This is a genomic window from Streptomyces yerevanensis (assembly GCF_000716805.1).
Classification (GTDB): domain Bacteria; phylum Actinomycetota; class Actinomycetes; order Streptomycetales; family Streptomycetaceae; genus Streptomyces; species Streptomyces flaveus.
In genome coordinates this window covers 20,087-45,979 of record NZ_JNWJ01000031.1, presented here as the reverse complement: position 1 = coordinate 45,979, position 25,893 = coordinate 20,087, and the positions used below count along the sequence as shown (strand labels likewise).

At 70.3% G+C, this 25,893-nt stretch carries 21 protein-coding genes and 2 pseudogenes; 13 read left to right on the top strand and 10 right to left on the bottom strand.

Going from position 1 to position 25,893, the window contains the following annotated elements; genetic code table 11:
• The first annotated feature begins 326 nt into the window (after positions 1-326).
• Positions 327-1,214 (top strand): hypothetical protein, encoded by an 888-nt coding sequence (locus OP79_RS29125; RefSeq protein WP_033324360.1) that lies wholly within the window; start codon positions 327-329, stop codon positions 1,212-1,214.
• 219 nt (positions 1,215-1,433) lie between these two features.
• Here the strand turns inward: OP79_RS29125 and OP79_RS29120 are convergent, their stop codons facing one another.
• Together OP79_RS29120 and OP79_RS29115 are read right to left on the bottom strand one after the other, a co-directional pair.
• Positions 1,434-2,666, bottom strand: coding sequence for an LmeA family phospholipid-binding protein (locus tag OP79_RS29120; protein ID WP_033324358.1), 1,233 nt, complete (start codon positions 2,664-2,666; stop codon positions 1,434-1,436).
• A gap of 72 nt (positions 2,667-2,738) precedes the next feature.
• Positions 2,739-4,553 carry a bifunctional metallophosphatase/5'-nucleotidase gene (locus OP79_RS29115; RefSeq protein WP_033324357.1) on the bottom strand — a complete coding sequence of 605 codons (1,815 nt, stop codon included), beginning with the start codon at positions 4,551-4,553 and terminating at the stop codon, positions 2,739-2,741.
• Between the two features lie 309 nt (positions 4,554-4,862).
• Here OP79_RS29115 and mshD point away from each other — a divergent pair, with 309 nt between their 5' ends.
• On the top strand, positions 4,863-5,789 hold the full coding sequence (gene mshD, locus OP79_RS29110) for a mycothiol synthase (protein WP_033324355.1): 927 nt from the start codon (positions 4,863-4,865) through the stop codon (positions 5,787-5,789).
• Positions 5,790-5,841: 52 nt separating this feature from the next.
• Here mshD and OP79_RS29105 read toward each other — a convergent pair whose 3' ends face one another.
• The 6 genes from OP79_RS29105 to OP79_RS29085 form a co-directional block, all read right to left on the bottom strand.
• The gene (locus OP79_RS29105; RefSeq protein WP_245685487.1) at positions 5,842-6,624 is read right to left on the bottom strand and encodes an ABC transporter; all 783 of its coding nucleotides are present in this window, start codon (positions 6,622-6,624) and stop codon (positions 5,842-5,844) included.
• Positions 6,612-8,162 (bottom strand): hypothetical protein, encoded by a 1,551-nt coding sequence (locus OP79_RS29100; RefSeq protein WP_033324353.1) that lies wholly within the window; start codon positions 8,160-8,162, stop codon positions 6,612-6,614. Before OP79_RS29100 ends, OP79_RS29105 begins: the two co-directional genes overlap by 13 nt.
• Complete coding sequence (locus OP79_RS29095) at positions 8,159-9,037, bottom strand: ABC transporter ATP-binding protein (protein WP_033324440.1); 879 nt, start codon at positions 9,035-9,037, stop codon at positions 8,159-8,161. The genes OP79_RS29100 and OP79_RS29095 overlap by 4 nt, the downstream gene beginning before the upstream one ends.
• Positions 9,038-9,134: 97 nt before the next feature.
• On the bottom strand, positions 9,135-9,302 hold the full coding sequence (locus OP79_RS55435; protein ID WP_157857380.1) for a hypothetical protein: 168 nt from the start codon (positions 9,300-9,302) through the stop codon (positions 9,135-9,137).
• Positions 9,302-10,159: a hypothetical protein gene (locus OP79_RS29090; RefSeq protein ID WP_033324439.1), complete on the bottom strand. Its 858-nt coding sequence runs from the start codon at positions 10,157-10,159 to the stop codon at positions 9,302-9,304. Before OP79_RS29090 ends, OP79_RS55435 begins: the two co-directional genes overlap by 1 nt.
• Before the next feature lie 56 nt (positions 10,160-10,215).
• Positions 10,216-10,758 (bottom strand): RNA polymerase sigma factor, encoded by a 543-nt coding sequence (locus tag OP79_RS29085; protein ID WP_033324352.1) that lies wholly within the window; start codon positions 10,756-10,758, stop codon positions 10,216-10,218.
• Between the two features lie 134 nt (positions 10,759-10,892).
• On the opposite strand from OP79_RS29085, the gene OP79_RS29080 reads away from it, so the two are divergent.
• The 8 genes and pseudogenes from OP79_RS29080 to OP79_RS55430 all read left to right on the top strand — a co-directional run.
• Complete coding sequence (locus OP79_RS29080; RefSeq protein WP_033324351.1) at positions 10,893-11,324, top strand: GntR family transcriptional regulator; 432 nt, start codon at positions 10,893-10,895, stop codon at positions 11,322-11,324.
• Positions 11,321-12,220: an ABC transporter ATP-binding protein gene (locus OP79_RS29075; RefSeq protein ID WP_033324349.1), complete on the top strand. Its 900-nt coding sequence runs from the start codon at positions 11,321-11,323 to the stop codon at positions 12,218-12,220. The genes OP79_RS29080 and OP79_RS29075 overlap by 4 nt, the downstream gene beginning before the upstream one ends.
• Positions 12,217-13,221 (top strand): ABC transporter permease subunit, encoded by a 1,005-nt coding sequence (locus OP79_RS29070; protein ID WP_033324347.1) that lies wholly within the window; start codon positions 12,217-12,219, stop codon positions 13,219-13,221. The genes OP79_RS29075 and OP79_RS29070 overlap by 4 nt, the downstream gene beginning before the upstream one ends.
• A 152-nt stretch (positions 13,222-13,373) precedes the next feature.
• Entirely contained in the window at positions 13,374-15,752 is a 2,379-nt protein-coding gene (locus tag OP79_RS29065; protein WP_078492071.1) for an RNA degradosome polyphosphate kinase, read from the top strand.
• Positions 15,733-16,764, top strand: coding sequence for a CHAD domain-containing protein (locus tag OP79_RS29060; protein WP_033324438.1), 1,032 nt, complete (start codon positions 15,733-15,735; stop codon positions 16,762-16,764). Before OP79_RS29065 ends, OP79_RS29060 begins: the two co-directional genes overlap by 20 nt.
• 14 nt (positions 16,765-16,778) lie before the next feature.
• Entirely contained in the window at positions 16,779-17,201 is a 423-nt protein-coding gene (locus OP79_RS29055) for an NUDIX hydrolase (protein WP_033324345.1), read from the top strand.
• 33 nt (positions 17,202-17,234) lie between these two features.
• Positions 17,235-17,539: pseudogene (locus OP79_RS56480) on the top strand (transposase); the annotation flags it as partial.
• 86 nt (positions 17,540-17,625) lie between these two features.
• Positions 17,626-17,877: pseudogene (locus OP79_RS55430) on the top strand (transposase); the annotation flags it as partial.
• 175 nt (positions 17,878-18,052) lie between these two features.
• Here the strand turns inward: OP79_RS55430 and OP79_RS29040 are convergent.
• Positions 18,053-18,778 (bottom strand): aspartate/glutamate racemase family protein, encoded by a 726-nt coding sequence (locus OP79_RS29040; protein ID WP_033324344.1) that lies wholly within the window; start codon positions 18,776-18,778, stop codon positions 18,053-18,055.
• Positions 18,779-19,807: 1,029 nt separating this feature from the next.
• Between OP79_RS29040 and OP79_RS29035 the strand changes: the two genes are divergently transcribed.
• Positions 19,808-22,819, top strand: a complete 3,012-nt coding sequence (locus OP79_RS29035; protein ID WP_033324342.1) for a Tn3 family transposase — start codon at positions 19,808-19,810, stop codon at positions 22,817-22,819.
• 232 nt (positions 22,820-23,051) lie between these two features.
• On the opposite strand, the gene OP79_RS29030 is transcribed toward OP79_RS29035, so the two are convergent.
• The gene (locus OP79_RS29030) at positions 23,052-23,300 is read right to left on the bottom strand and encodes a hypothetical protein (protein WP_033324341.1); all 249 of its coding nucleotides are present in this window, start codon (positions 23,298-23,300) and stop codon (positions 23,052-23,054) included.
• A gap of 105 nt (positions 23,301-23,405) precedes the next feature.
• Here OP79_RS29030 and OP79_RS29025 point away from each other — a divergent pair, with 105 nt between their 5' ends.
• Entirely contained in the window at positions 23,406-24,605 is a 1,200-nt protein-coding gene (locus OP79_RS29025) for an NAD(P)/FAD-dependent oxidoreductase (RefSeq protein WP_033324339.1), read from the top strand.
• Between the two features lie 233 nt (positions 24,606-24,838).
• Entirely contained in the window at positions 24,839-25,891 is a 1,053-nt protein-coding gene (locus OP79_RS29020; RefSeq protein WP_051744999.1) for an ABC transporter permease, read from the top strand.
• Positions 25,892-25,893 lie beyond the last annotated feature (2 nt).

The following is a 25,893-nucleotide window of genomic DNA, read 5'->3' as shown; positions in this document are numbered from 1 at the left end:
CGTCCTCCCTCCGAGGCGAAGAGGTCATTGTCTCCGAGTCGACTTCGGGAAGCCACACGGGCTCAGGACGCCGCCGCAGACGTACGCAGCCGTAGCCGCAGACATACGGCTTCACAGTCGACCCTGTTTTTCTGAGACATCTCTGATGAAACCGTGATGGCGCCGTGAACTGCGTCCGCTTCACTGACTGTTGACCGGCGGCCCCCGCACCTCTTCTCGGCTTCTCAGCCTCTCCGACGCCGCCGGGCTCTGCTTTCCCCCACGTAACCACGTAAGGCAAGAACCGGCGTCATCCGGTGCCGGTGAGCAAGCAGGAGCGTACACACGTGAAATCCGCACTCAAGTCCGTCCTGAAGAGGGGCGCCCTGGTCACGGTGTCCACCGCGCTGGCCGTGACCGGCCTCGCGGCCACCGCCGGGCCCGCCAACGCGGCCCCGGGCGGCCCGGGCGGCTCGTCCAACATCCGTGGTGTGGACCCCGGCAACACCGACCTCATGATCGAACGGCTCTGCAGCCAGGAGGCCGACGACAACGGCCTGGTCTACGGCTCCCTCAACGTCGAGACCGGGCAGTTCCGGACGTACGACGAGATGTATGCCGAGACCGAGCGCCTCGGTCACTCCCCCACCGCTCCCTGGGAGTACTTCAGCGGGTACTGCACCTACCCGCAGGCCTCGACCTGGTCCATCAAGGGCGAGACGATCCGCACCTCCAACTGGATCGGCAACCGCGGCACGTCGGAGGACAAGGAAACCTTCGTCCGGAACTACACGACGAAGACGTCCGCCAAGAAGAGCGTGGGCGCCAAGATCAGCATCGGCTTCGCCAAGGGCCTCTTCGGTGGCGGGGCGGAAAGCAGCTTCAGCTACGAGTGGGGCTGGGAGAAGAGCTCGTCCTTCGAGCGCCGCAGCGAGAAGTCCATCCCGGCGTGTGCCCAGGTCGCCACGACGTGGACGCCGTACCAGCGCGTGGTGCGCGTGAACCCGGTCTTCAACGTCACCAGCTACGGCTGGCACAAGGGCGGCGACCCGAACGAGTCGGAGAGCTGGGAGAACACCACCACCTGGCGCGGCCGTGACGCCTCCTGGCAGAAGATCTACTCCCACGGCTACTACATCGACGGCATCTCCGACAAGCTCCTCCCCGACGGCACCCCCGACGGCCGCGAGGACAAGATCCAGGAGAACCTGGACGCTGACAGCTGCGCTAGCTGAACCAACCTGCTGCCACCACAGCAGCGTGCCTCCGCCCAACCTGAACTCGGGCGGAGGCACGCTGCTGTGGTGAAGATGCGGTTCGAAACTGCGGGTTCGTCGTGGCTGGTCGCGCCCACGCGGCGGAGCCGCAAATCGGATACAGCCCCGCGCCCCTGTTGAGGGGCCTGCGGCCCTCAACAGGGGCGCGAATACTGCACCGGACTTCGGCAAGTCCGCCTAGCCTCCGACCGACAACCCCTCCCCCGTGACCCGCACCCGGATCCCGTCCTTCTGTACGCGTACGTCCTGCAGTCGTACGTCCCCGTCCTTCGGCTTCGGGAGGCGGAAGCCGAGGGACAGACGGTCGACCAGGACCGGGCGGGTGAGCTGGGTGAGGCCGTCGAGGAGCGCCGGGTCGAAGCCGAGGCGCTTGAGCAGCGCGGGGTTGTCCACCGCGACGTCGATGAGGTTGAGGTTCATCGCCTCGCGGGCGAAGTCCGCGGAACCGGTGAGTTCGGCGAGCTTGGTGTCGTCGCGGAGCGCCTCCTGGACCGCCGCGTCCGGTACGCCGAGACGCTGGACGATCGCGGGGACGGAGAGCAGGGCCTTCGCCTTCTTGGTCTCCTTGGCCAGACGCTCGGCCGACTTGGGGGTCAGGTGCAGGCCCTCGGAGGGGCGGGAGCCCGGGCGGTAGGTCGCCAGGTCGCCGATGTCCAGGCGCATTCCGTCGATCTCGGTCGAGATCCCGCGGTCCCCGTCCCGCTGGATCCGCGCGTCGGCGCGCAGCCGCAGATTCTGCCCGGCGACGGGCAGCGTGCCGCGCGCCCGTATCTCGTCGCCGCCGTGACCGGTGAACGTGACCTGGGAGGCGCCGAGTTCACGGTTCAGGTCCTCGAAGGAGAGCAGCACCTCGCCCTGCAACTGGGGGATGGTGGCGCCGCGTAGGGAGGTGGGGCCGCCCTCGATCCGGATGCCCGTGGCCGTGGCCGACACCTTCGCCAGGGAGACCCGGTCCGCCGCCACGTCCGGCACGGTCACCTTCACCGTGTCGACCCGGCTGTCGGCGAGCTGGGTGAGGAAGGGGAAGCCGCCGATCTCCACCTCGGGCGCGGCGCTCAGGTCCAGCTGGTCCTTGAGCTTGTCGGCCGCCGCGTGCTCGGCGTAGAGGAGGGCCCAGCGGTCGGCGAGGGTCAGGAACGCGGCGAGGACGACGAGCCCGATCACCGCCTTCAGGGCAAGGGGCAGACCGGCGAAGCGATTCCGGCGGCGACGGGTGCCCCGGCGGCGGTGGTTGGGCGGAGCCCACTCCTCGCCGGCCTCGTGGGGCTCCTCGTGCTCGTCGTGCTCCGCGCGCTCCTCGTGGAGGAACTCATCCAGCGGACCGTCATCGAGTGCGCCGAGTTCGTCGTACGGGTTCGTATAGGGAGGCGTCGCTGCGGGATGCGTCTCTATTGGGTGGGGGGTACGCATCGGCTCATCTCACCATGCGTACCGACCCCACCCGCAAGCTGTACTGCTAGTAAGGGAGATTCCTCACGGTCGTCACTGCACGACCGTGATCCGGTTCGCCGCCGGGGGCGAAATCGGGTTCGTGGCCGAGGAGTTGGCCGTGAGGTACTTCTCCAGGGCCGCCAGGTCGTCGCTGCCGACCAGGTCGTTCGTGCCCAGGCCCAGCGTGGTGAAGCCGTCGCCGCCGCCCGCGAGGAAGCTGTTGGTCGCGACACGGTAGGTGGCGGCCGGGTCGATGGCGGCGCCGTTCAGCTTGACCGAGTCGGCCACGACACGGTCCGCGCCGGTCTTCGTCAGGTCCAGGGTGTACGTCAGACCGTCGGAGACCTGGAGGATCTTCGGTGCGGCCGCGTTGGCGCCGGTCACCTGCTCCTGGAGCACCTTGATCAGCTGGGTGCCCGTGAAGTCCTGCAGGTTCACCGTGTTGGCGAACGGCTGCACCGCGAAGCCCTCGGCGAACGTGACGACCCCGTCACCCTCGCCGCCGGTCGCCGCGTACGTCAGACCCGTACGGATACCGCCCGGGTTCATCAGCGCGAGATCGGTCTCGGGGTCGAGCTCCTTGCCGTGCGCGAGCTGCGCGTCCGCGATCAGGTCGCCGAGCGGGGACTCGGTACCGGTGGGGGCGATGTCGGCGGAGATGTGGCCGATGGCGCGGTTGCCGATCGGCGCCGCGAGGGTGTTCCACTTCTTGATCAGCTCGGTCATGTCCGTGGCCTTCGGGACATCCCGGGTGACCACGTGGTTCGCCGAGTCGACGGCCGTACGCGCGATGTCGCCGGTCCAGCGGTCGTACGTCAGCGTCGTGTCGGTGTAGAGCCGGCCGAAGGACGCGGCCGAGGTGACCATACGCGGCTTGCCCGACGGGTCGTTGATCGTGCAGGCGTACGCGGTGTGCGTGTGGCCGGTGACCAGGGCGTCGACCTTCGGCGTGATGTTCTTGGCGATGTCCACGATCGGGCCGGAGATGCCGTCGCCGGCGCCCGGGGAGTCGCAGTCGTAGTTGTACGCCGTGGAGGCCGGGAAGCCGCCCTCGTGGATCAGCGCGACGACCGACTTGACGCCCTGCTTCTCCAGCAGCTTGGCGTACTTGTTGATCGTCTCGACCTCGTCCTTGAACTTCAGGCCCTTGACGCCCTCCGCGGAGACGATGCCCGGGGTGTCCTCCAGGGTCACGCCGATGAAGCCGACCTTGACGCCGTTCTGCTTCCACACCCAGTAGGGCTTGAGGATCGGCTTCTTGGTCTTCTCGTCGAGGACGTTGGCGGCGAGGTAGGGGAAGTCGGCGCCCCCGAACTTCTCGCCCTTGACGTAGCAGCCGTCGGTGGGGTGACAGCCGCCCTTCTGCATACGGGCCAGTTCCCTGGCGCCCTCGTCGAACTCGTGGTTGCCGACACTCGTCACATCGAGGTCGAGCTTGTTCAGCGCCTCGATGGTGGGCTCGTCGTGGAAGAGCCCGGAGATCAGCGGGGAGGCACCGACCATGTCGCCGCCGGCCGCGGTGATGGAGTACTTGTTGCTCTTGCGGGCCTCACGCAGATGCGTCGCGAGGTACTCGACACCGCCCGCGTTGATGGTCTCGGTGTGACCGTCCTCGTGCACCTTGGTGACACGGCCGGAGGAACCGGACGGCGGCTCCAGGTTGCCGTGCAGGTCGTTGAAGGAGAGCAGCTGTACGTCCTGGTAGCGGCTCGGCTTGTTGTAGCCGCCGGGCTTCTCGCTCTTCGTCTCGCCCGCTGTCGCGGGGATCGCGGCGGCCAGGGCGCCGACGGTGGCAAGACCGGCAGCGGCCGCGAGGATGCGCTGGGTCCGACGTCTGGAGCGGTGCGGCTGGGGTTTGACTGACATGTGCCCCCCTGTGGGTCGGCTGAGATCTGGGCCCCGTCCCGGCGCAGCCTAGAGTCAACGCGCGTAGCGCGAACAGGGGTTCAGGGTTACGGACTGGTTGCCATCGGGAGCATTTCGACATGAAGGGGGCAAGTTGCCGCGCCATCGTTCCTCCGGTGCAGTTGCCGCGCCCCTAAGGAGGCCGCAGGCCCCTTAGGGGCGCGGGGCTGTGACATCTGCGGCTCCGCCGCGGGGCGCGACAAGCCACAACGAACCCGCAGCTTTCGAACCGCATATCCAGTAGGGCCGGGGCCCCTTACCCTCGTACTCATGACCAGCGACGACACCGCCCCACCCGTCCCCACCCGGACCCTGGACACCCTCTCCGAGCTGACGCCCGAGCAGACCGACGCGGTGCTCGCGCTCCTCGCGGAGGCCGCCCGGACCGACAGTCAGCAGGCGGTGTCCGAGCAGGGGCGGCTGCAGTTGACCGGAGGCCCGCGGGTGGGCGTACGGCATCTGCTGCTGACGGTCCAGGGGCAGCTCGTCGGATACGCGCAGCTCGAGGACACAGACCCCGTCGAGGCCCCGGCCGCCGAGCTGGTCGTCCATCCGGCGCATCGCGGGCGCGGGCACGGGCGGGCGCTCGGCAGCGCGCTGCTCGCGGAGTCCGGCAAGCGGCTGCGGGTCTGGGCCCACGGCGGCCACTCCGCCGCACGCCACCTCGCCCAGGTCCTCGGCCTCACCCTGTTCCGCGAACTGCGCCAGATGCGGCGCCCGTTGACCGACTTCCACCTGCCCGAGCCGAAGCTCCCCGAGGGCGTGACGGTACGCACCTTCGTCCCCGGCGCGGACGACGCGGCCTGGCTCACCGTGAACGCCGAAGCCTTCGCCCACCACCCCGAACAGGGCTCCCTCACCGGGCGCGACCTCGACGACCGCAAGGCCCAGCCCTGGTTCGACCCGTCCGGCTTCTTCCTCGCCTTCCGCGGCGACGAGCTGATCGGTTTCCACTGGACGAAGGTCCACGCGGAGGAGGGCCTGGGCGAGGTGTACGTCCTCGGCGTACGCCCGGGCGCCCAGGGCGGGGGCCTCGGCAAGGCCCTCACCACGATCGGCCTCCGTCACCTGGCGGCGCAGGCCCTGCCCACGGCGATGCTGTACGTCGACGCGGACAACACGGCGGCAGTGACGGTGTACGAGCGACTGGGGTTCGTGACGTACGAGGCGGACCTGATGTACCGCACGGAGTCGTGAGCGCGGCCTCTCGGGGCTGAGCTTCAGAGACGGCGGACGCCAAGGGCAGGCGTCAGTGACGGGCCGTGAAGACCGCCCGGACCCGGCGCCGCCGTACGGGTTCCAGCAGGCAGGCGGCCCAGACGAGCGCGGCGCCGGTCAGGAGCCACGCCCACGACCGGTGGGCCTCGTCCCAGCGGTCGGCGTGCGGCTGGACGAAGAGGGTCCAGCGGTCGGGCATCAGCAGGGGTGCGACCAGTCCCGTGAGCAGGAGCGCGGCCGCCGCGGCCTGCCCCGGCTCGGGCTCGTCCCGCAGCCGCACGGCGGCGGCGCCCGCGAGGAGCGCGAGCACGGCGGTGGCGGCGGCCTCCAAGGTCATGTCCCCCACGGGCGGCCGCACCTCCGCCGGTACGAGGAGCAGCGCGGCCGTCCACCAGCCGACGGCGACCGGAGCGACGAGAGCCACCCGCAGCCCCGCCCGCACCGCCCGCCGGACCGGCACCCCCGCGGTGGTGTGCCGGGCCGGGTCGTCCATCAGGAACGCAAGGCCGAGCCCGAAGGCGAGCACGGCACCCCGCAGCAGCAGAAGGGCGATCTCCTCCGGGGTCTCCCCCGACACCAGCCGCGGCACGCCGACGAGCAGCAGCCCCACGGTGCCGCCCGCGGCGAGCGGCAGCCAGGGGAGGGTGCGGGCCACGGGCAGGACCAGGGCGCGGATGATGCCGGCCGTGGAGGGAGCGGGCCGGGGGCGGGGCTCGCGGCCCGGCGCCGGCCGGCTCACGGGCGTGCCGCCCCGCATCGGCCAGCCGCTCCCGTGCCCCTGGGTCCCACCGGCGCCCGCCGTCACGCCCCGCACTCGTCCTCCTCCTTCTCCTTGTCCTGCGGCACCGGCACGTCCAGCAGCTCGGCCGCCCGCGCCGTGGACGTCTTCGGTGACGTCAGCTCCGTCCAGTGGGCCTTCACTTTCGCCGTGATGCTGTAGCGCGGGCGCTCGAGCATCTCCCGTACAACGTCGGTCTCTTGGGCGGACATGGAGAGCGGATGCGTCGGAGCGAGAACGATCGAGGAACCGGAGACGTTGTCGTCCAGGCGGACGTTCCTCAACGACGTCATCGGGTCGGGTGCGGAGCCGAGGGCCAGCCACATCACCACGACCGTCCGGGCGTCGCAGAGCTGCCCGGCCGCCTCCTCGTCGCCCGCGACCAGCACGGAGGCGACACCGACGGCGAACTCGGGGATCCGGTTGCCGCCCCAGCGTGTGCCTACGGTGACCTCCCCCGGCGTACGGGAGGGGTCGAACGTCGAGGCCTGGCCGAGGCCGTAGTCGCGGGCCTCGACGCGCTGGCGGACCGTGAGCGGGGTCCCCCCGGCGGCGCCGCCGGCGAGGGACTGCACGCGCCGGACGGTGCCGGCCCAGTCCTCGGTGCGCCCGGTCCACTCGGGGAACGCGCAGTACGTCGACCGGTCGTGCCGTATGCACGTCTGGTCCTTCTCGGGGGTCACCGAGGCCCGCACCCGGGCCGCGGTCAGCGCGGGCGAGTCACCCGCGGTCTGGGCCACCGCGCCCGTCAGGGTCAGCGCGGCCGAGCCGACGGCGATCGCCTTGACCAGCCGTGCCCGGCCCCCGCCGACCAGGATCGCGAGGCAGAGCAGCAGCACGGTCAGCCCCACCAGATACAGCACGTGCCAGGCGGCGGGACGGCCGAGCAGGTCGGAGGGCAGCGGCTCGGCCTGGTAGTCGGAGGCGACCGGCCACGCCCAGCGAAGCCAGCGCGGGTCGTCCAGGCCCGCGATCAGCAGCATGGTGCCGACATAGCCGCCGAGTGCCAGGAGCGGCACGACGAAGGAGGACGGGATCAGCCGGGCGAGCAGGACGCCGAGGACACCCAGGAGCAGCACCGACAGCGGGGCCACGGCCAGTTCGGCGTACGAACCGTGCCCGACCGCGCCCGGCTTCAGCGCCTGCCAGGTGAACTGTCCGGCCACGGCCAGCGCGACGGCGACGGCGAACGGCACGACCGACAGGGCGTGCGCCATCGTGCGCCGCCACGGCTCCATGACCAGTACGTCGAAGTGCCGGTCGGTGTCACGCCGACGGGAGCGCAGCACGGCCCGGTTGACGCTGATGAGCATGGCGAACGCGATGAGCATCGGGGGCATCTGGGTGGCGCGGTCGGCGTCCTGGAGCACGGGGAAGTCGTTCATGCCCTCGCGGTCGGACGTCCACACCTGCCAGCCCAGGTAGCCGACGTACAGGAGGATGGAGAGCAACACCGGTATCTGCGCCAGCAGTTCGCGTGCCTCGAAGCGGGCGAGGGCGAACACGGCGGCCCAGCGCCGGGGTTCGGGCGCGGCGACGACGGACGTGGGACGGGCCTCGGTCAGCGTACTCACGCGGTCACCTCCGAGGATGAGGCCGAGGCGGCGTCCGAGGCGTCGAGGGTGAGCAAGTAGCCGTCCTCCAAGGTGGGTTCGACGAGGGTGGCGCCCTCCGGTGGATGCCCGAGGTTGCGGAAGGACCCCGTGCCCGTACGCCAGCCGGCTCTCGCGCCCGGGTCCCGTTCCGTACTGCTCCACACTCGCCCGTCCGCCCGCGCGGTCAGCTCGGCCGGTGTCCCCTCGAAGCGGACGCGGCCGCCGGCCATGACGATCACGCGGTGGCAGAGCATGGCCACGTCCTCGGTCTGGTGCGTGGAGAGCAGGACCGTACGCCCCTCGCCCGCCGACGCGATCAACTCCCGGAACCGCATGCGCTGTTCGGGGTCGAGCCCGACCGTCGGCTCGTCAAGGACGAGGAAGCCGGGGTCTCCGACGAGCGCGGCCGCCAGCGCGACCCGCTGCCGCATCCCGCCGGACAGCCTGCGGATGCGCTTGCCGCGTACGTCCCCGAGGTCGACCTCGTCGAGCACGCGCCGCACCTCACGGTGCCGTGCCGCACGGTCGGTCATCTCCTTCAGGATCGCCACGTAGTCGACGAACGCGAAGGCCGTGAAGTCCGGGTGGAAGCCGGGCGTCTGCGGGAGATAGCCCAGCGCGCGCCGCACGTTCTGCCGCCCGGCCGTCGTGCTCGGGTCGTGCCCGAGCACCGTGAAGGCACCCCGGTCGGCGGGCACGGCGGTGGCCAGCACCCGCAGCAGGGTGGTCTTCCCCGCTCCGTTGGGCCCGAGGAGCCCGGTGACGCCCGCGCCGAGCCGCAGCGACACGTCGTCGAGGGCGGCTGTGCTGCCGTAGCGGAGGGTCAGTCCGGCGGCGGACACCGTGGGCGGCATGGACAGGTCGGTCATGCGTGGACTCCTGTGGAAGAGAGCGGAAGCGGGAGGACGGCGGCGGCCGGCACGCGGCGCCGGAGAGCGGCAGCGGCGGCTCTCATCCGTCGCCTCCGCTGTCGGAGGAGGACGAGGACGAGGAGGCCCCCTGGCGGGATGTCCCCGAGACCACGACGGCGACGACTTGCAGCAGTCGGAGGACGCCCGAGGCGACCATCAGCGCGGCGGCCTTGAGCAGCTTGAGCCTCCTGCGAGTGGCGTCGGACATCACGCCGCACCTCCATCCTGAAAGCCCGCGAACGGTGTGCGCGCGGAAGTCGAGTCGAAACGGTCGCGGCTGAGATAGAGGAGCCCGACGGCGAACGCGGAGACCACAGCCGCCACACCCTGCCCGGCCGCCGTGTACGGCGCGAGGGTCCCCTCGGTCTGCGCCTCCGCGATCACCAGCACCGCGACCCACGCCCCGGCGACCAGCCCAGGAGCGAGGACCGGCCCCAGCCGGGGGGCCAGAGCGAGCCCGGCCGCGGTGAGGGCGAGCGCAGGCAGTAGCCAGGCCAGGGCCCGCAGTCCGTACGAGGGGAGCGCGAGCGTCGCAAGGCCGTTGAGGCCGAGCCCGACCGCCAGCACGGCGAGCGTGCGGATCATCAGCAGGCGGAAGCCGTGCATCGGAGCGACGACGGTCATCTCGTACGTCGGGTCCAGCGCGGGCCCGTAGGACAACGCGACCCCGGCGAGGGGCAGCAGCGGCGCGAGGGCGAGGAAGAGCGTCGGTGTCTCCGACGCCCCTACGGAGTTGGCGGCCACCACCGTCATGACCAGCAAGGCGGCGACCGCGCCCAGCCAGGACAGCCGCAGCACGGGCGTGGCGGCGAGCAGTCGCGCCGTGTGGTCGGCGACCCCGATCCGTACGAGCAGCGACTCGACGAACCCGAGCCGCGGCGCGTCCAGTTCGGCGTCCAGCCGCTCCCAGCCCTCGTCCAGGGCGACCGGGTCGCTCACCTCGGCGAGCGCCGCCCGGCAGGGCGCACAGGCGACGAGATGCGTGTCGGCCGCCCAGAGCACGGGCGGCGCCAACTCGCCCCGTACATAGGCGCGGAGGTCGTCCTCCGCCACATGCCAGGTCATGCCGCTCATGCCGCTCGTGCCGTCCATATTGCTCATGTCGCTATTGCTCATGTCGCTCATGCCAGCGCCTCCCGCAGCTGCTTCCGGGCCCGCAGGGCTCGTGTCTTGACCGTCCCCGGCGGAATGCCGAGCAGGACGGCCGCCTCCCGGGTGGTCAGTCCGTCGATGACGGTGGCCTGGAGGACCGCCCTGAGCTCCGGCGACAGCCGGACGAGGGCGCCCGCGAGGTCTCCGTGCTCGACCCCCGCGAGCACGCGTTCCTCCGCGGACACCTCGTCCCGGTGCCGCAGCCGCGCGAGCGCCTGCCGCATCCGCCCCCGCGCCCCGTCGCCCCGCAGGACGTCGATCAGCCGACGCGACCCGATCCGCCAAAGCCAGCCGGCCACGTCGCCTTCCTCGCGGTAGCGGGCGTTGCCCCGCCACACCGCGAGAAAGGTCTCCTGTACGACGTCGTCGACTATCCCGGCGTCCGAACACCGGCCGCGCAGCCGCGCGGCGAGCCAGGGCGCGTACCGCCGGTACAGCTCTTCGAAGGCGCGCCGGTTCCCGTCCGCCGCGATGGCCCGCAGCAGCTCTCCGTCGCTTCTCGTTTCCCTCACGACCCTTCATCGGACGAGCCCCGCCGATCGGTTCACGGCGTTCCGGAAAACCTTGGCACCGGCTTCTGCTTGACATGAACCCGTGTCTTACACCACCCTTTCACTACTCAATTAGTGAAAGGGTGGTTGTCCGAGTGGTCGCGTACCGCATCGACCGGCGCACTGGCGTCGCCACCTACGTCCAGATCGTCCAGCAGACCAAGCAGGCGCTCCGCCTGGGCCTGCTCGAACCCGGCGACAAACTCCCCACGGCCCGCGAGGTCGTGGAGGCCACCGCCATCAATCCGAACACCGTCCTGAAGGCCTACCGCGAACTGGAGCGCGAGGGCCTGGTCGAGGCGCGGCGCGGCCTCGGCACGTTCGTCCGGCGCTCCCTGGGCGCCGCCCCGGCGGACTCGCCGCTGAAGGCCGAGCTGTCCGACTGGACGGCCCGCGCCCGCGCGGAGGGCCTGGACCGGGACGACGTGGCCGCGCTCTTCACCGCCGTACTCGACGAGCAGTTCAACGACGACCAACAGGTCAACGGCGACCAACGGTTCAAGAACAACAAGGGGGAACCGGCATGACCGACACCGCCATCGAGGCGGCCGCGCTGAGCAAACGGTTCGGGCGGCGAGGAAAGTGGGCGCTGCGCGACTGCACCCTGCGGCTCCCTGCCGGACGCGTCTGCGCGGTCGTCGGCCCCAACGGCGCGGGCAAGTCCACGCTGCTCGCCGTCGCCGCCGGACTGCTCGGGCCGACCGAGGGCTCGCTCACCGTGCTCGGCACGCACCCCACCGAGGCCCGCCCGCGCATCGCGTACGTCGCCCAGGACAAGCCCCTCTACCCGCAGCTCACCGTCGCGGACACGCTGCGCCTCGGCCAGGAGCTCAACCTCGGCCGGTGGGACGCGACCGTCGCCGAACGCATCGTGAGGCAGGGGGACCTGGATCCCAAGGCCCGCATGCGTGCGCTCTCCGGCGGCCAGCGCACCCGCGTCGCGCTCGCCCTCGCGCTCGGCAAGCGCCCCGAACTGCTGCTCCTGGACGAGCCGATGGCCGACCTCGACCCGCTGGCCCGCCATGAGCTGATGGGCACCCTGCTCGCCGAGGCCGCCGAGAACGGCACCACGGTGGTGATGTCCTCGCATGTGGTCGCCGAACTCGAGGGTTCCTGCGACTACCTGCTGCTGCTCGGCGCCGGCCGGGTGCGCCTCGCGGGCCCGCTGGAGGACCTGCTCGCCGCGCACACCCTGCTCACCGGCCCGGCCGGCGCCCTCGACACCCTCGCGCCGCACACCGTCGTCGAGTCCCGCACCACGGGCCGCCATCTCTCCGCCCTCGTCCGCACGGCCGGACCGCTGGACGGCGCCTGGCAGACCGCCGAGCCGTCCCTCGAAGAGCTGGTCCTCGCCCACCTCCGCGGCCCGGACGCCCCCGCACTGGTCCTCGACCCCGCCGACACCCAGGAGGCCGTCGCATGACCGCTCTCGCCGCCGTCCCGGCCACCGACCGGCGCCAGGTACGTCTCGCTCCACGCGGCCTGACCTGGGCAGTGCTGCGTCTGCACCGCACGGCGCTGTACCTGTGGGCCGCCGGGCTCATGGCCGTCACGGCCGGTCTGGTCTGGGCGTACATCCTCAGGGAGGCGGCCCTGGCAGACATGGGTGCCTGCGGTTTGCCGGGCTCGAGCCTGTCGGACTGCTCCACGATCCAGACGATCACCGCCGACGACACCTACCGCGAGATCATGGAAATGATCGCGCCCGGCATCACGTTCGTGATGGTCCCGGTGGCCGCCTGGGCGGGCGGCGCTCTGATCGGCCGCGAGCTGGAGAGCGGAACCGCGCGGCTGGCCTGGACCCAGTCGGTCACCCCCATGCGCTGGCTGGCCGCCAAGCTCGCGGTCCCGGCGCTCCTGCTGACCGCCGGGATCACCTGGGCCGTGCTGCTCAACAACTGGGCGCTGGCGAACGGCAACCGCATTCCGACCAACGACTGGTACCACCCGACCACCTACGCCTCCACCGGCCCTGTGGCCGTCGCCTACGTCCTCGCGGGCCTCGCCCTCGGCGCGCTCGCCGGGCTCGTCACCAGAAAGGCCCTGCCCGCGGCCGGCGTGGCCTTCGCCGCGACGCTGGTGTTCTACATCGTGCTGACCCAGTACCGGCCGAGCCTGTGGCCCGCCGACACGGTCACCGGCCCGACGGCCCTCAACCTCCCACCTGATGCCGCGGCCCTCGAACACGGCGCCGTCACCACCACCGGCGAGCACGTCGGCAACAACTTCGCCTGCGTCGGCTCCGACAGCGCCGCCGACGTGCGGAACTGCATGGAACGCAGCGGTCTGACCGACTTCTGGGCCACCTACCACCCGCGCTCCCACTTCTGGCCCCTCCACCTGGTGGAGACCGGCATCGTCCTCGCCGTCGCCGCCCTCGCCACCGCCACCGCCTTCTGGCTCCTGCGCCGCCGGACAGCCTGATCCCACCCACCACCCCTGTCCCGTACGCCCCTTACGGGGGTAAGGGGCGTACCCGGCCCCCGGACGTGCAGACGTCCGGGGGCCTCCCCCCGCTATCCCGCACGTCATGTCGCCGTAACCATCGATTCAGACAAGCTTGCGACGCTCAGCCAATGAACCCCTCCGTCCCCGAGCCTTCGCCTCCCCCGGAGAACGAGCCCTCGCCCGTACAGGAGAACAGGGGCCTCCAGTTCGTCGCCGCGCTCCCGCCCGCTTCTTCTGACGCGCCCGTTTCCGTTCCGGCGCGGAACAATGGGTTCATGACGCAGCCCGACATCCAGGTCCAGCATGCCCAGCCCTCCGTCGGCTCCATCGCCGCGCACCGCCCGCACACCGTGTCGGCCGTGGTCTCCGACCTTGAGCCCGACCTCGACGCCGACCTCGACGCGTACGAGGAGACCGACGGCGTCGGCCCCCAGCTCCCGCCGAACCGCTTCCTGGACCGGGAGCGCAGCTGGCTCGCGTTCAACGAGCGCGTACTGGAACTCGCCGAGGATCCGAACACGCCCCTCCTCGAGCGGGCGAACTTCCTCGCGATCTTCGCCAGCAACCTGGACGAGTTCTTCATGGTCCGCGTGGCCGGCCTGAAGCGGCGTATCGCAACCGGCGTCGCGACCCGCTCCGCCTCCGGCCTGCAGCCGCGCGAAGTGCTGGAGATGATCTGGGCCCGCTCCCGTGAGCTCATGGCCCGGCACGCCGCCTGCTACCAGGAGGACGTGGCCCCCCAGCTCGCGGAGGAGGGCATCCACCTGGTCCGCTGGAGCGAGCTGACGGAGAAGGAGCAGGCCCGTCTCTTCACGCTGTTCCGCAACCAGATCTTCCCGGTCCTCACCCCCCTCGCGGTCGACCCGGCGCACCCCTTCCCGTACATCTCGGGCCTGTCCCTGAACCTCGCGGTCGACCTCCGCAACCCGATCTCCGGCCACCGCCACTTCGCCCGCGTCAAGGTCCCGCCCCTGCTGTCCCGCTTCCTGGAGGCCTCGCCCGGCCGTTACGTCCCCCTGGAGGACGTGATCTCCGCGCCGGCCCACCTGGAGGAGCTGTTCCCGGGGATGGAGGTCCTGGAGACCCACATGTTCCGGGTCACCCGCAACGAGGACCTGGAGGTCGAGGAGGACGACGCCGAGAACCTGCTGCAGGCCCTGGAGAAGGAGCTCATGCGGCGCCGCTTCGGGCCACCGGTGCGCCTGGAGGTCGAGGAGTCCATCAACCCGTACGTCCTCAATCTCCTGAGGCGTGAGCTGAAGGTCTCCGAGGCCGAGGTGTACCCGCTGCCCGGACCCCTGGACCTCACCGGCCTCTTCGGCATCAGCCGTCTCGACCGGCCCGAGCTGAAGTACCCGAAGTTCGTCGCGGGCACCCATCGCGATCTCGCCGAGGTCGAGTCGGCGTCGGCGCCGGACATCTTCGCCGCCCTGCGTGAGCACGACGTCCTGCTGCACCACCCGTACGACTCCTTCTCCACCTCCGTGCAGGCGTTCCTGGAGCAGGCCGCGTCCGACCCGGACGTGCTCGCGATCAAGCAGACGCTGTACCGCACCTCCGGCGACTCGCCGATCGTCGACGCCCTCATCGACGCCGCCGAGTCCGGCAAGCAGGTCCTCGTCCTGGTCGAGATCAAGGCGCGCTTCGACGAGCAGGCCAACATCAAGTGGGCCCGCAAGCTGGAGGAGGCGGGCTGCCATGTCGTGTACGGGCTCGTCGGCCTGAAGACGCACTGCAAGCTGTCGCTGGTGGTCCGTCAGGAGGGCGAGACACTGGCCCGCTACTCCCATGTGGGCACGGGCAACTACCACCCGAAGACGGCCCGCCTGTACGAGGACCTCGGCCTGCTGACCGCCGACGCCCAGGTCGGCGCGGACCTCTCCGACCTCTTCAACCGGCTCTCCGGCTACTCCCGCCGCGAGACCTACCGCCGCCTCCTCGTCGCCCCCAAGTCCCTGCGCGACGGCCTGATCGCGCGGATCAACAAGGAGGCACAGCACCATCGCGCCGGACGTCCCGCGTACGTCCGTATCAAGGTCAACTCGATGGTGGACGAGGCACTCATCGACGCCCTCTACCGCGCCTCCCAGGCGGGCGTCCCGGTGGACGTGTGGGTGCGGGGCATCTGCGCGGTGCGGCCCGGTGTGCCCGGCATGTCCGAGAACATACGAGTACGTTCCGTCCTAGGCCGCTTCCTCGAACACTCCCGCATCTTCGCCTTCGGCAACGGCGGCGAGCCGGAGGTGTGGTTCGGCAGCGCCGACATGATGCACCGCAACCTCGACCGCCGGATCGAGGCCCTGGTCCGGGTCAAGGACCCGGCCCACCGAGCCTCGCTCAACCGGCTCCTCGAAACCGGCATGTCCGACACGACCTCCTCCTGGCACCTCGGCCCCGACGGCGAGTGGACCCGCCACGCGGCCGACGGTGACGGCCAGCAGTTGCGCAACGTCCAGGAGACGCTCATTGACGCCCGGAGGCGCCGGCGTGGCAAAGCAACACCTTGACCCTGCGGCCGGCTCCGTGGCCGGGGACACCCTGGAGGCCTACCTCCAGGCCCAGGCCACGGAGTTCCTCCGCGCGCTGCGCCAGCACCGCGAGACGGGCGGCACGACGTCCCACGGCAACGGCAACGGCGCGGAGGAGACCGTCGACGCGGCCCGCGCCCTGCGCCGCTCGGCCCGCCGCATCAGCGGCACGCTCCACACCTTCCGCCCGCTCCTGGACACGGACTGGTCGGAGGGCATACGCCCCGAACTGGCCTGGCTGTCGGGCACGTTGGCGCGCGAGCACGCGTACGGGGCGCGCCTCGACCGGCTTCTGGAGGCGCTGCACCGGCTGTCGGGCTCGTCCCCGATTCCGGCCCAGGTGCCGTCGGGGGCGCGCGAGGAGAAGAGCAACCTCACCGTGGGCGCGGCAAAAGCGGGCGCCCTCCTGGAACGCCAGCTGACCCTGGCCCGCACGCGTGCACACTCGGCGGCCCTCCAGGCACTCGGCTCGAGCCGCTTCCACGCCGTCGCGGACAACGTCGCCGTGCTGGCCAGCGAGGTCCCGCTGAGTCCGGCCGCGACCACCGCCGACCTCAAGCCGCTCGCGGCAGCCGCGGAGGACCGCCTCACCGACGCCATCACCCAACTGCCCCTGGTCAGCGCGGGCCACCCGTACAACTCGGAAGCCCTCGTCCACGGCCTCTCCGCGGACCCGGCCCCGCACCCCCAGGACGCCCCCTGGCACCAGGTCCGCCTCCTGCTGCGCCTGCACCGTTACGCCCGTGAGGTTCTGTACGGCACCGAAGCCCCCGTAGACGTACGCCTGTTGGACTCGGGCCAGGCCCTCGACCGGCACCGTGACGCGGCGGAGGCGGCCACGGCGGCGGCATCAGCGGCCCGTACTCCGCGGATAGCCCCGGCGACGGCATACGCGCTCGGGGTGCTGCACGCAGATCAGCGACACGAGGTGGAAGCGGCCCGGTTCGCGTTCCAGCGGGCCTGGTTGAGGGAGACAGTCGGTACTTCGTGACCCAGGGAGGGACTGTGCAGACGACCGACGACAACCCCGTTCTCGCGGCGGGCTGCGTCCTGTGGCGCCGCTCGCCTGTCGACGGCGAACTGGAGATCTGCCTGGTCCACAGGCCGAGGTACGACGACTGGTCCCATCCGAAGGGCAAGCTGAAGCACGGCGAGGACCCGCTCGCGGGGGCGGTACGGGAGGTCGAGGAGGAGACCGGCTTCGGCTGCGCACCCGGCCCCCGGCTGCCCACGGTGCGCTATCTGGCCAACGGCCGCCCCAAGGAGGTCAGTTACTGGGCGGCCGAGGCGACCGAGGGCCACTTCACGCCCAACGACGAGGTCGACCGCGTCCACTGGCTGCCACCGGCTGCCGCCGCGGAGCGGCTGACGCAGCCTCGCGATCAAGTGCTGGTGGACGAGTTGCTGGCCGTCTTGCGCCACGCTTAGCGCTCCGCCGGGTGCCTCCGGCGGTTGGGCGGTAAGGAAGTGCTGTTCCGGCTACGGCTGATGCACCCCGAAATCACCATCGTCTGGGCCGACTCCGCCTATGCCGGACAGCTCGTGACCTGGGCGAAGACGTACCTGAACCTGACGATCAAGACCGTCAGCCGCCCGAAGAACACCCCGGATTTGTCGTCCTGCCCCGGCGCTGGGTCGTCGAACGCTCCCACGCCTGGGTCATGCACGCCCGTCGGCACGCTCGCGACTACGAACGGCTCGTCCAGCACTCGGAGTCACTGATCACCTGGGCCGCGATCATCCTCATGACCAGGCGAATCACCCGCCGAAGTTCCCGCAGAAGCGGACAACCGGCCTCCCGCGAGGCCCAACGCGACTGATCCACTTGGTACTGACGGTCAGCAGTCCCACCAAGAGGTCCCTAGACATCACGATCAAGACGGTGCGGCGCCCGCCGGACGCGAAGGGCTTCGTCGTGCTTCCCCGCCGCTGGGTGGTCGAACGATCGTGGTCGTGGATCATGAGGGCTCGCCGGCACTGCCGCGACCACGAACGCCTGCCTCAGGTCAGCGAGTCGTTGATCACCTGGGCGGCCGTCACCTTGATGACGAGGCGGCTTGCCCGACGCAAGGCCCGGCCTGCCGAACGGTGCGACGTCAGCCCGTACTACCTGGCACAGGCCGCCTGAGCTCTCGGCCATGAGGCGTCGTGGTCCGGGCTGGCTACGAGGACGCATCAGGACCGTCGTCGCCGAACTGCTTTCGCCAGCGCAGGTACTCCAGACTCTGCCACATCACCCGGAACGACTCGACGCCACCAAGGTCACCTGAGCCACGCGGTCACCGTGATGACACGGCGTCTGCCCCGAAGAGAGCCACCGGAAGAGCTGCGTCTACGGCTGCCTGGGCATGAATTCTTGCGGTGGGGAAGACCGGAACGGGACTGTGCCCAGGGCCGATGAGAAGCTCGATTTCAGTGCAGCCCAGGATGATGCCTTCCGCGCCAGCAGCAACGAGGTCCTTGATGACCTTCTGATAAGCAGTGCGCGATTCGTCCCGCACAATTCCGAGGCAGAGCTCCTCATAGATCACTTCGTGCACGAGCGCGCGCCCGTCGGTATCCGGGATGAGGACGTCGAGCCCGGCCGCTTCGAGGCGGCCACGATAGAAGTCCTGCTCCATGGTGAATGCCGTGCCCAGCAGGCCGACCCGGCGCAGGCCCGATGCCCGTACGGCGTCTGCGGTGGCGTCGGCCAGGTGCAGGAGCGGGATGGACACCGCCGCCCCGACAACGTCGGCGACTTTGTGCATGGTGTTGGTACAGATGAGCACCAGGTCAGCGCCGGCTGCCTCCAGAGACTGAGCGGCCGCGGCCAGGATCTCGCCGGCATCTGCCCAGCGTCCCTGGACCTGCAACTGCTCAATCTCTGCGAAATCCACCGAATAGATCACACATCGGGCTGAATGGAGCCCGCCAAGTCGGTCGCGCGTGAACTCGTTCAAGAACCGGTAGTACTCCGCTGTCGACTCCCAGCTCATCCCGCCGATCAGCCCGATCGTCTTCATCGCCGCGCTCCTCACATCGACTTCGAGTGGCATTCTGCTCACCACCTAGCATCCTTCCATAAGTGAAATAAGCGGTGCGATTAAATTTCATAAGCTTCGCTTTGGTGGCGAGCAGTCCTGCGGGATGCCGTCTTCCAGGACCAGGCACGCCCGCCTGCTCCGATAGCCGTCGGACGGAATGTCCACCTGCCGTTATTCGGTGGCAAGCTGTCACGCTTCGAACGGGCTGGACATATTGCGGGGTAATCTCGCCCAGGCCCTTCCTGTCGCCGAGATTCATCGGTGCAACGCATTGCCTTTCGTCGGCAGACACGTCAACGGGTCGGCGAACCTCTTCTGTTCGTGCGGGAACAGGCCGTCGATGATGCGCCGAGCCTCGCCGAGGACTTCGTCCGTGACGGCGAACAGCGCTGCAATCTCGGCGAAGGTGGTGCGGGGGTGGAGCTCAGAACAGGACTCGCTTCCTGGTCAGGGTGGATTCTCTGGCGCATGCCGTTTGGTGCAGAGGTGGAACCGGAACCACTCGAATCAGCGGTAGCGCCACAGGTGTTGCACTTGCGGGACAGGCCCTGCCAGAGATGGAAACGGTCGCTGACCTGGACGGCTGCGGGGCCACCGTCGGCGATACCCTGCGAGCGATCCGTCGCGACAGACGACCCCAACTCCCCGGATGTTCGCGCAGCCATCGGCTGAGCTGTTCGGCGTCCCTTCCTCCCCGGGGTCCCAGTAGTTCTCGCCGAAAAAACAACGCTATGCCGTGCAGCGGCTCCCGATCTGGCCTGATTCGAGTCCGAGGAGTGGCCGGATAGGTTGCCGGCCGCGGTGTTCGGTGCGGCGCTCGAAGCGGATCAAGGCCGACCCGACCATGGTGAACCTGTGCGATGAGGGAGCAGCTCGCGTCACGAGTGCGGAAGAGTAGAGCAACCCCCGTTCTGGAGAGGCCAGTTCGGGGGTTTTCGTCTGCCCGCGCCGCCTGGCCGGGTATCGGTGGTGCCCGACTGTGCTGATCGAATGGGGCGGGAGGGGCCGATGGCCACGCGGGTGTTTTCTGATGAGGAGCTGGAGGGGTTACGGTCCTTCCCTGCGATCGGCAAGGACGAGCTGATCCGCTACTTCACGCTCACCTCGGCCGATCAGGCGTTCCTCGGCAAGTTCCGCCGGGCCCAGAACGTACTCGGCGCCGCGGTGCAGCTCTCGGCTCTGCCCTGGCTGGGGTTCGTTCCTGACGACGTGCCCTCCGCTCCGCCTGCGGCGGTGGGGCGTCTGGCGAGGCAGCTCGGGGTCGCCGTCGCCGACGTGGCGGGTTATGGGGAGCGCGGGCAGACCCGCACGGATCACTTGCGGGAGATTGCCGGGTACCTGTCGTGGAAGCCCGCGAAAGCGATCGAGTTCAAGGAGCTGGACGAGTTCCTGCTGGCCCGCGCGATGGAGCACGACTCCCCGAGTTTGTTGTTCCGGCTGGGGTGTGAGTATCTGCGCTCGGCGAAGGTGATCCGGCCGGGTGTCGTCTCGCTGCTGGAGAAGGTCGGCACCGCGCGCCAGGCCGCGGAGAAGGAGACCCACGGCCGGGTGGCGCACCTGCTCACCGGCGAGCGGGTGCGGGGGCTGGACGGGTTGCTGGTGGTCGAGCCGACGCTGGGCTCGACGCGGCTGCACTGGATGGTGACGGGACCGGTGCAGGGGTCGCCGACGAGTGTGAAGGGCGAGGTCGAGAAGCTGCTGTTCCTGCGGGGACTGGGCGCCGACGTGCTGGATCTGTCCGCGCTGCCCGCCGAACGCCGCCGTTACCTGGCCCAGATCGGCCGCCGTCTGACGGCGCAGGCCCTGGTGCGGCGCGAGCCCAACCGGCGTCACCCGATCCTGCTCACGCTGCTGGCGCAGTCCGCGGTCGATGTCCTGGACTCGGTGGTGCAGCTGTTCGATCAGACCCTGTCGGGTTCGGAGTCGCGGGCGAAGATCAAGCTGCGCGAGGTGCTCGCCGAGCGGGCCAAACTGTCGGAGGACCGGCTCGCTCTGCTGGACGAGATCCTGCCCGTTCTCGCGGACACGGGTATTCCGGACGAGGAGGTCGGGACGCTGCTGCGGGGGAAGATCGGCATGAGCCGACTGCGGGCCGCGCACGCCGGGGCCACCGTGCGGCTGCCGCGCGACCACGGGCACCTGGCGCTGCTCGACGGCTCCTACACCTACATCCGGCAGTTCGCCCCGAAGGTCCTGGAGACGGTGCGGTTCAAGGGCGGCACCGAGGCGAAGCCGCTGATCGAGGCCCTGGGCATCCTGCGGGAGCTGAACGCCACCGGCGCCCGCAATGTCCCGGACAACGCCCCCACGCTGTTCGTGCCGACCCGGTGGCAGGGCTACCTCGACGAGGCCGCGGCGAAGGGCGACGCGACCGCCTACCGGCACTACTGGGAGCTGTGCACGCTGCTCGCGCTGCGCGACGGCCTGCGGAGCGGGGACGTGTACGTGCCGGGCTCCCGCCGCTACGACAACCCAGCCGCCTACCTCTTCAAGCCCGCCCAGTGGGAAACGCACCGGGCCGAGTTCTGCCGCCTGGTCGGCAAGAGCCCCGACTTCTCCGAGGCCCTGCCGCTGGTGATGGACGAGCTGGACGAGGCCCTCACTGATCTGGAGGGGGTCCTCAAGCACGGTGACGGGCCCGTGCGGCTGAACGACGCCGGTGAGCTGGTGATCTCGCCGCTGACGGCGGAGGACATCCCGTCTGAGGCCGAGGAGCTGCACGGCGAACTGGAGAAGATGCTGCCGAACGTGCCGATCGCCTCGCTGCTGGTGGAGATGGACCGGCACACCGGCTTCCTGGACTGCTTCACCCATGCCGGCGGCAAACAGGCCCGCTCCCCGCAACTCAAAAGGAACCTGATCGCCTGCCTGATCGGGCTCTCCACGAACCTCGGACTGCATGGGATGGCCGCGTCCTGCGGTATCCCGTACGACGTGCTGGCGTGGACCGCGGAGTGGTACATCCGGGAGGAGACGCTGCGCGAGGCCAACATCTGCCTGGTCAACTACCACCACAGACTGCCGATGACGACCATGTTCGGCTCCGGCACGCTGTCGTCCTCCGACGGGCAGCGGTTCCCGACGCGGGGCAAGTCGATCACCGCCCGGCATCTGAACAAGTACTTCGTCTCGGAGGGCATCTCGACCTACACCCACGTCTCCGATCAGCACTCCACCTTCGGCACGAAGGTCATCGTGGCCACGCACCGCGAGGCCCACTATGTGCTGGACGAGATCCTGGGCAACGCCACCGACCTGCCGATCAGCGAGCACGCGACTGATACGCATGGCGTGACCCTGGTCAACTTCGACCTGGTCGGCAAGCAGCTCTCGCCCCGCATCCGCGACCTGGGCAAGATCACCCTGTACCGGATGGGCGCGAAGGCCGACTACGAGGAACGCTTCCCGACCGCCGGGCCGCTGCTGACCAAGAAGGCCAACCTGGACCTGGTCGCCGACCACTGGGACGACCTGCTCCGTCTGGCGGGCTCGCTGAAGTACGGACACGCCACCGCCTCTCTGATCGTCGGCAAGCTGTCCGCGTCCTCCCGGCAGAACGCGCTGGCCGCCGCGCTGAAGGAGTACGGGGCGATCCGCAGAACGATCTATGCGGCGAAGTACCTGTCGGACGAGGGCTACCGCCGCAAGATCGCCCGCCAGCTGAACAAGGGCGAGTCCCTGCACGCCCTGCGCCGCCAGCTCCACTACGCCCGCGAGGGCAAGGTCACCCGCCGCCAGCCCGAGCAGCAGAACGAGCAGGCATGGTGCCTGACCGTCGTGACCAACAGCGTGGTCTGCTGGCACACCGAGTACATGGGCCTGGCCGTCGATGAACTCCGTACCGCCGGCCGCGAGGTGGACGCCGAGGTGCTGGCACACATCTCCCCGGCCCGCAGCTCGGTGGTCAACTACTACGGCTCCATCACCGTCGACTACGAGCGCGAACTCGCCCAGCTCGACGACCGGGGACACCGGCCGCTGCGGACTGCGGACACGGACGACCCCGGAGCCGGGCTGTAGTAGTAGCCGGCCCGGCGCCGCCCCAGTGGGGATGAAGGTGCCGGGGCGTCCGGTGCGGGAGGCACAGCCGGCGATGGTCCGCCTACCCGGCTCCGGGGACAAGCGTCTCGACCTGGGGCGGCCGCCGCTGTACCCCGTCCCCCGGCAGACACTGCCGACCGATCGAGCACGGAGAAACGATGAAGGACTTCCAGGGCCTCATCCGTCCCCCACGCCTTGATCCCAAGCGGACTCAGTCGCGGAAGTGGTCGGCGATTGCGGCGAAGGCGGCCTTGGGCTCCCAGGGCAGGTCGGGGTAAGTGTCGCCGTGGCGGTCTTCGAGGATCTTGACGATGCCGACACCCGAGCCGGCCTGGCAAGGGTCAGATGCAGATGCGGAGAAGCGGTCGCCGCGTCGCAGGTTCAGTGACCCGTGGCCATCACGCGCCCGCGGAGGTCCCATCCGCGCCGCCTCGACGTTGCGAGCATCGGCGGGCGACACTCCTACCCCTCTGTGACCCATACCACATGTAGTTCCTGTCAGAAATCGGTGCGCTGTCCCGCTCAAGTCACCGACAGGGAGCCAGCGAACCGACAGGAGCATCACATGAAGCACCGCATCATCGTCCTCGGCGCCGGCTATGCCGGGGCCTACGCGGCCGGGACCCTGGCCCGTCGGCTGTCCCCGGCAGGCACCGAGATCACCGTGGTCAACGCTGAGCCGGATTTCGTCCAGCGGCTCCGGCTGCACCAGCTCGCGGCCGGCCAGGAGATCGAGGCTCCGCGGCTCGCCGACGTCTTCGCGGGCACGGGGATACGGCTGCGCCTGGCCCGTGTCACCGCCGTCGACCCCGAGCGGCAGGTCGTCGCCGTGGCTGACGCCGACGGCGGCGGCGAGCTCAGCTACGACACTCTCCTCTACGCGCTCGGCAGCCGCGTCGCCGACCACGGCGTCCCCGGCGTGGCCGAGCACGCCTCCCATGTCACCAGCCGTCCGGCGGCGCTGCGCCTGCGCGAGCGCCTGGACAGCCTGGGCAAGCGATGCGAAGGCGGGAGTGTGCTGGTCGTCGGCGACGGGCTGACCGGCATCGAGACCGCCACCGAGATCGCCGAATCCCGGCCCGGCCTGTCGGTGACGCTCATCGCCCGTGGCGAACTGGGCGCCCCGCTCTCCGCCGGAGCCCGCAGCCATCTGCGCCAGGCCTGTGGCCGGCTGGGCATCACCGTCCTGGAGCACACCAGCGTCGAAGCCGTCGAAGCGGCGCGGGTGCTGTGCGCCGACGGCACCGTCCTGGCGTCCGACGCGACCGTGTGGACGGCCGGGTTCGCGGTCGACGCCATCGCCGCCGCCGGCGGGCTGGAGGTCACCGACAACGGTCGGATCGTCGTCGATCGCACCATGCGGTCGGTCTCGCACCCGAGCGTGTACGCCGTGGGCGACAGCGCCTACGCCATCGGCGACAACGGCCGGCCGCTGCCGATGTCCTGCGCTTCGGCCGGCTACACCGGCATGCAGGCAACGGCCGCGATCGTGGCACGCCTGACCGGGCGCAAGATCCCTAACGCCAAGCTGGACTACCACGGCAACCACATCAGCCTCGGGCGGCGGGACGGGATCCTGCAGATGGTCGACGGCGAAGCACAGGCGAAGCCGAAGTACGTGGGCGGCAGGAAGGCCGCGCGGATCAAGGCGGGCATCCTCAAGATGTCGCTGTGGACCACCTCGCACCCGACTTTCGGCCTGCCCAAGCGCAAGCGCCGCCTGGTCGCCGTACCGGATGTGTCCGCAGAGAAGGCGGCCGCGTAGCCGCCGGGGGCAAGCACTGCCACAGCGCTTCGACACCAGTCGCTTCGGAGGGCCAGGGGCGGATCACCTGCGCCCCATCCTGTGCGCGCCTGAGCACCCCGGCACTGGGCCAGATACCGGCCGCCCACCTGCGAGGCCGGACCAGCATCCGGGCGGAGCCACTGCTGACCCGCGGGGTGTGCAACCAGCCCCCCGTCACCAGGCAAAGAAATTTCTCCGTCCGAGGAGGACGCATGGATACTCCGGCCCCACGCGTAGCCGACACCCTTCCGTCGTCCTGGCCGACGGTGGCCAGGACAGTCGTCCTGCTTACAGCACTCCTCAGTGTGCTGCTCACCGCCTTCGCCTGGCCGTCAGTGCGCTCGCATGTGCACGACGTGCCGATCGCCGTCGCCGGACCGCCCGCCACGGTCAAGCAGGTCAGCGCCGCGCTCGACCAACGTCTGCCGGGCGGCTTCGCGATCACCGAGGTCGCCGACACCTCAGCCGCCGAACGGTTGATCCGCGACCGGGAGGTGTACGGGGCGATAGACGTCAGCTCCGGCGCTCCGCAGGTCATCACGGCCTCGGCCGCCGGCGCAGCGGTCGCCCAGACCCTGCAGGGCGTCGCGGTGGGGCTCGGTCAGGCGCAGGGCGCCGGCAAGACGTCCCCTGTCCGCGACATCGTCGCCCTGCCGGCCGACGACCCCCGCGGCGCCGGCCTGGCCGCCGGAGCCCTGCCCCTGGTCATGGGCGGTCTGCTCGCCGCGCTGCTACTGACCAGGCTCGTCCGCGGCATCGCCCGCCAGGTCGCCGGGGCACTCACCTTCGCGATCACCGGAGGCCTGGCCGTGGCAGCGATCCTGCAGTTCTGGCTCGGCTCGCTGGACGATTCCTACCTGGCCAACACCGGCGCGATCGCCCTGGCCATCGCCGCCACATCCCTGACCATCATCGGGCTGGAGTCACAGCTCGGGTACGCCGGTTTCGGCCTCGGCGCCGTCATCATGATGCTCATCGGCAACCCTCTGTCAGGCACCTCGACCGCACCCGAGATGCTGCCAGGCTGGTCCGGCACGCTCGGCCAGCTGCTGCCGCCCGGGGCGGGCGGCCAGTTGCTGCGCTCCACAGCCTTCTTCGACGGCCACGGCTCCACCCACTCCGTCCTCGTGCTCATGACCTGGCTCGGATTCGGTGTCGCGCTTTGTCTGGCCGGCGGTCGACCCAGGCGCGAGCGCCGCCTGGCCGCCGGGTCCGCCGGGTCCGCCGGGTCCGCCGAGAGCGTGCCAGCGCAGCCGTCTAGTTAGGG

What these genes read in the sequence shown, in the direction of transcription:
- OP79_RS29070 (WP_033324347.1), top strand. Translation starts at nt 12,217, where the DNA reads ATGACCGCTCTCGCCGCCGTCCCGGCCACCGACCGGCGCCAGGTACGT.
- OP79_RS29115 (WP_033324357.1), bottom strand. Translation starts at nt 4,553, where the DNA reads ATGTCAGTCAAACCCCAGCCGCACCGCTCCAGACGTCGGACCCAGCGC.
- OP79_RS29095 (WP_033324440.1), bottom strand. Translation starts at nt 9,037, where the DNA reads ATGCCGCCCACGGTGTCCGCCGCCGGACTGACCCTCCGCTACGGCAGC.
- OP79_RS29120 (WP_033324358.1), bottom strand. Translation starts at nt 2,666, where the DNA reads ATGCGTACCCCCCACCCAATAGAGACGCATCCCGCAGCGACGCCTCCC.
- mshD (WP_033324355.1), top strand. Translation starts at nt 4,863, where the DNA reads ATGACCAGCGACGACACCGCCCCACCCGTCCCCACCCGGACCCTGGAC.
- OP79_RS29065 (WP_078492071.1), top strand. Translation starts at nt 13,374, where the DNA reads ATGAACCCCTCCGTCCCCGAGCCTTCGCCTCCCCCGGAGAACGAGCCC.
- OP79_RS29090 (WP_033324439.1), bottom strand. Translation starts at nt 10,159, where the DNA reads ATGACCTGGCATGTGGCGGAGGACGACCTCCGCGCCTATGTACGGGGC.
- OP79_RS29035 (WP_033324342.1), top strand. Translation starts at nt 19,808, where the DNA reads ATGGCCACGCGGGTGTTTTCTGATGAGGAGCTGGAGGGGTTACGGTCC.
- OP79_RS29020 (WP_051744999.1), top strand. Translation starts at nt 24,839, where the DNA reads ATGGATACTCCGGCCCCACGCGTAGCCGACACCCTTCCGTCGTCCTGG.
- OP79_RS55435 (WP_157857380.1), bottom strand. Translation starts at nt 9,302, where the DNA reads ATGTCCGACGCCACTCGCAGGAGGCTCAAGCTGCTCAAGGCCGCCGCG.
- OP79_RS29040 (WP_033324344.1), bottom strand. Translation starts at nt 18,778, where the DNA reads ATGAAGACGATCGGGCTGATCGGCGGGATGAGCTGGGAGTCGACAGCG.
- OP79_RS29025 (WP_033324339.1), top strand. Translation starts at nt 23,406, where the DNA reads ATGAAGCACCGCATCATCGTCCTCGGCGCCGGCTATGCCGGGGCCTAC.
- OP79_RS29075 (WP_033324349.1), top strand. Translation starts at nt 11,321, where the DNA reads ATGACCGACACCGCCATCGAGGCGGCCGCGCTGAGCAAACGGTTCGGG.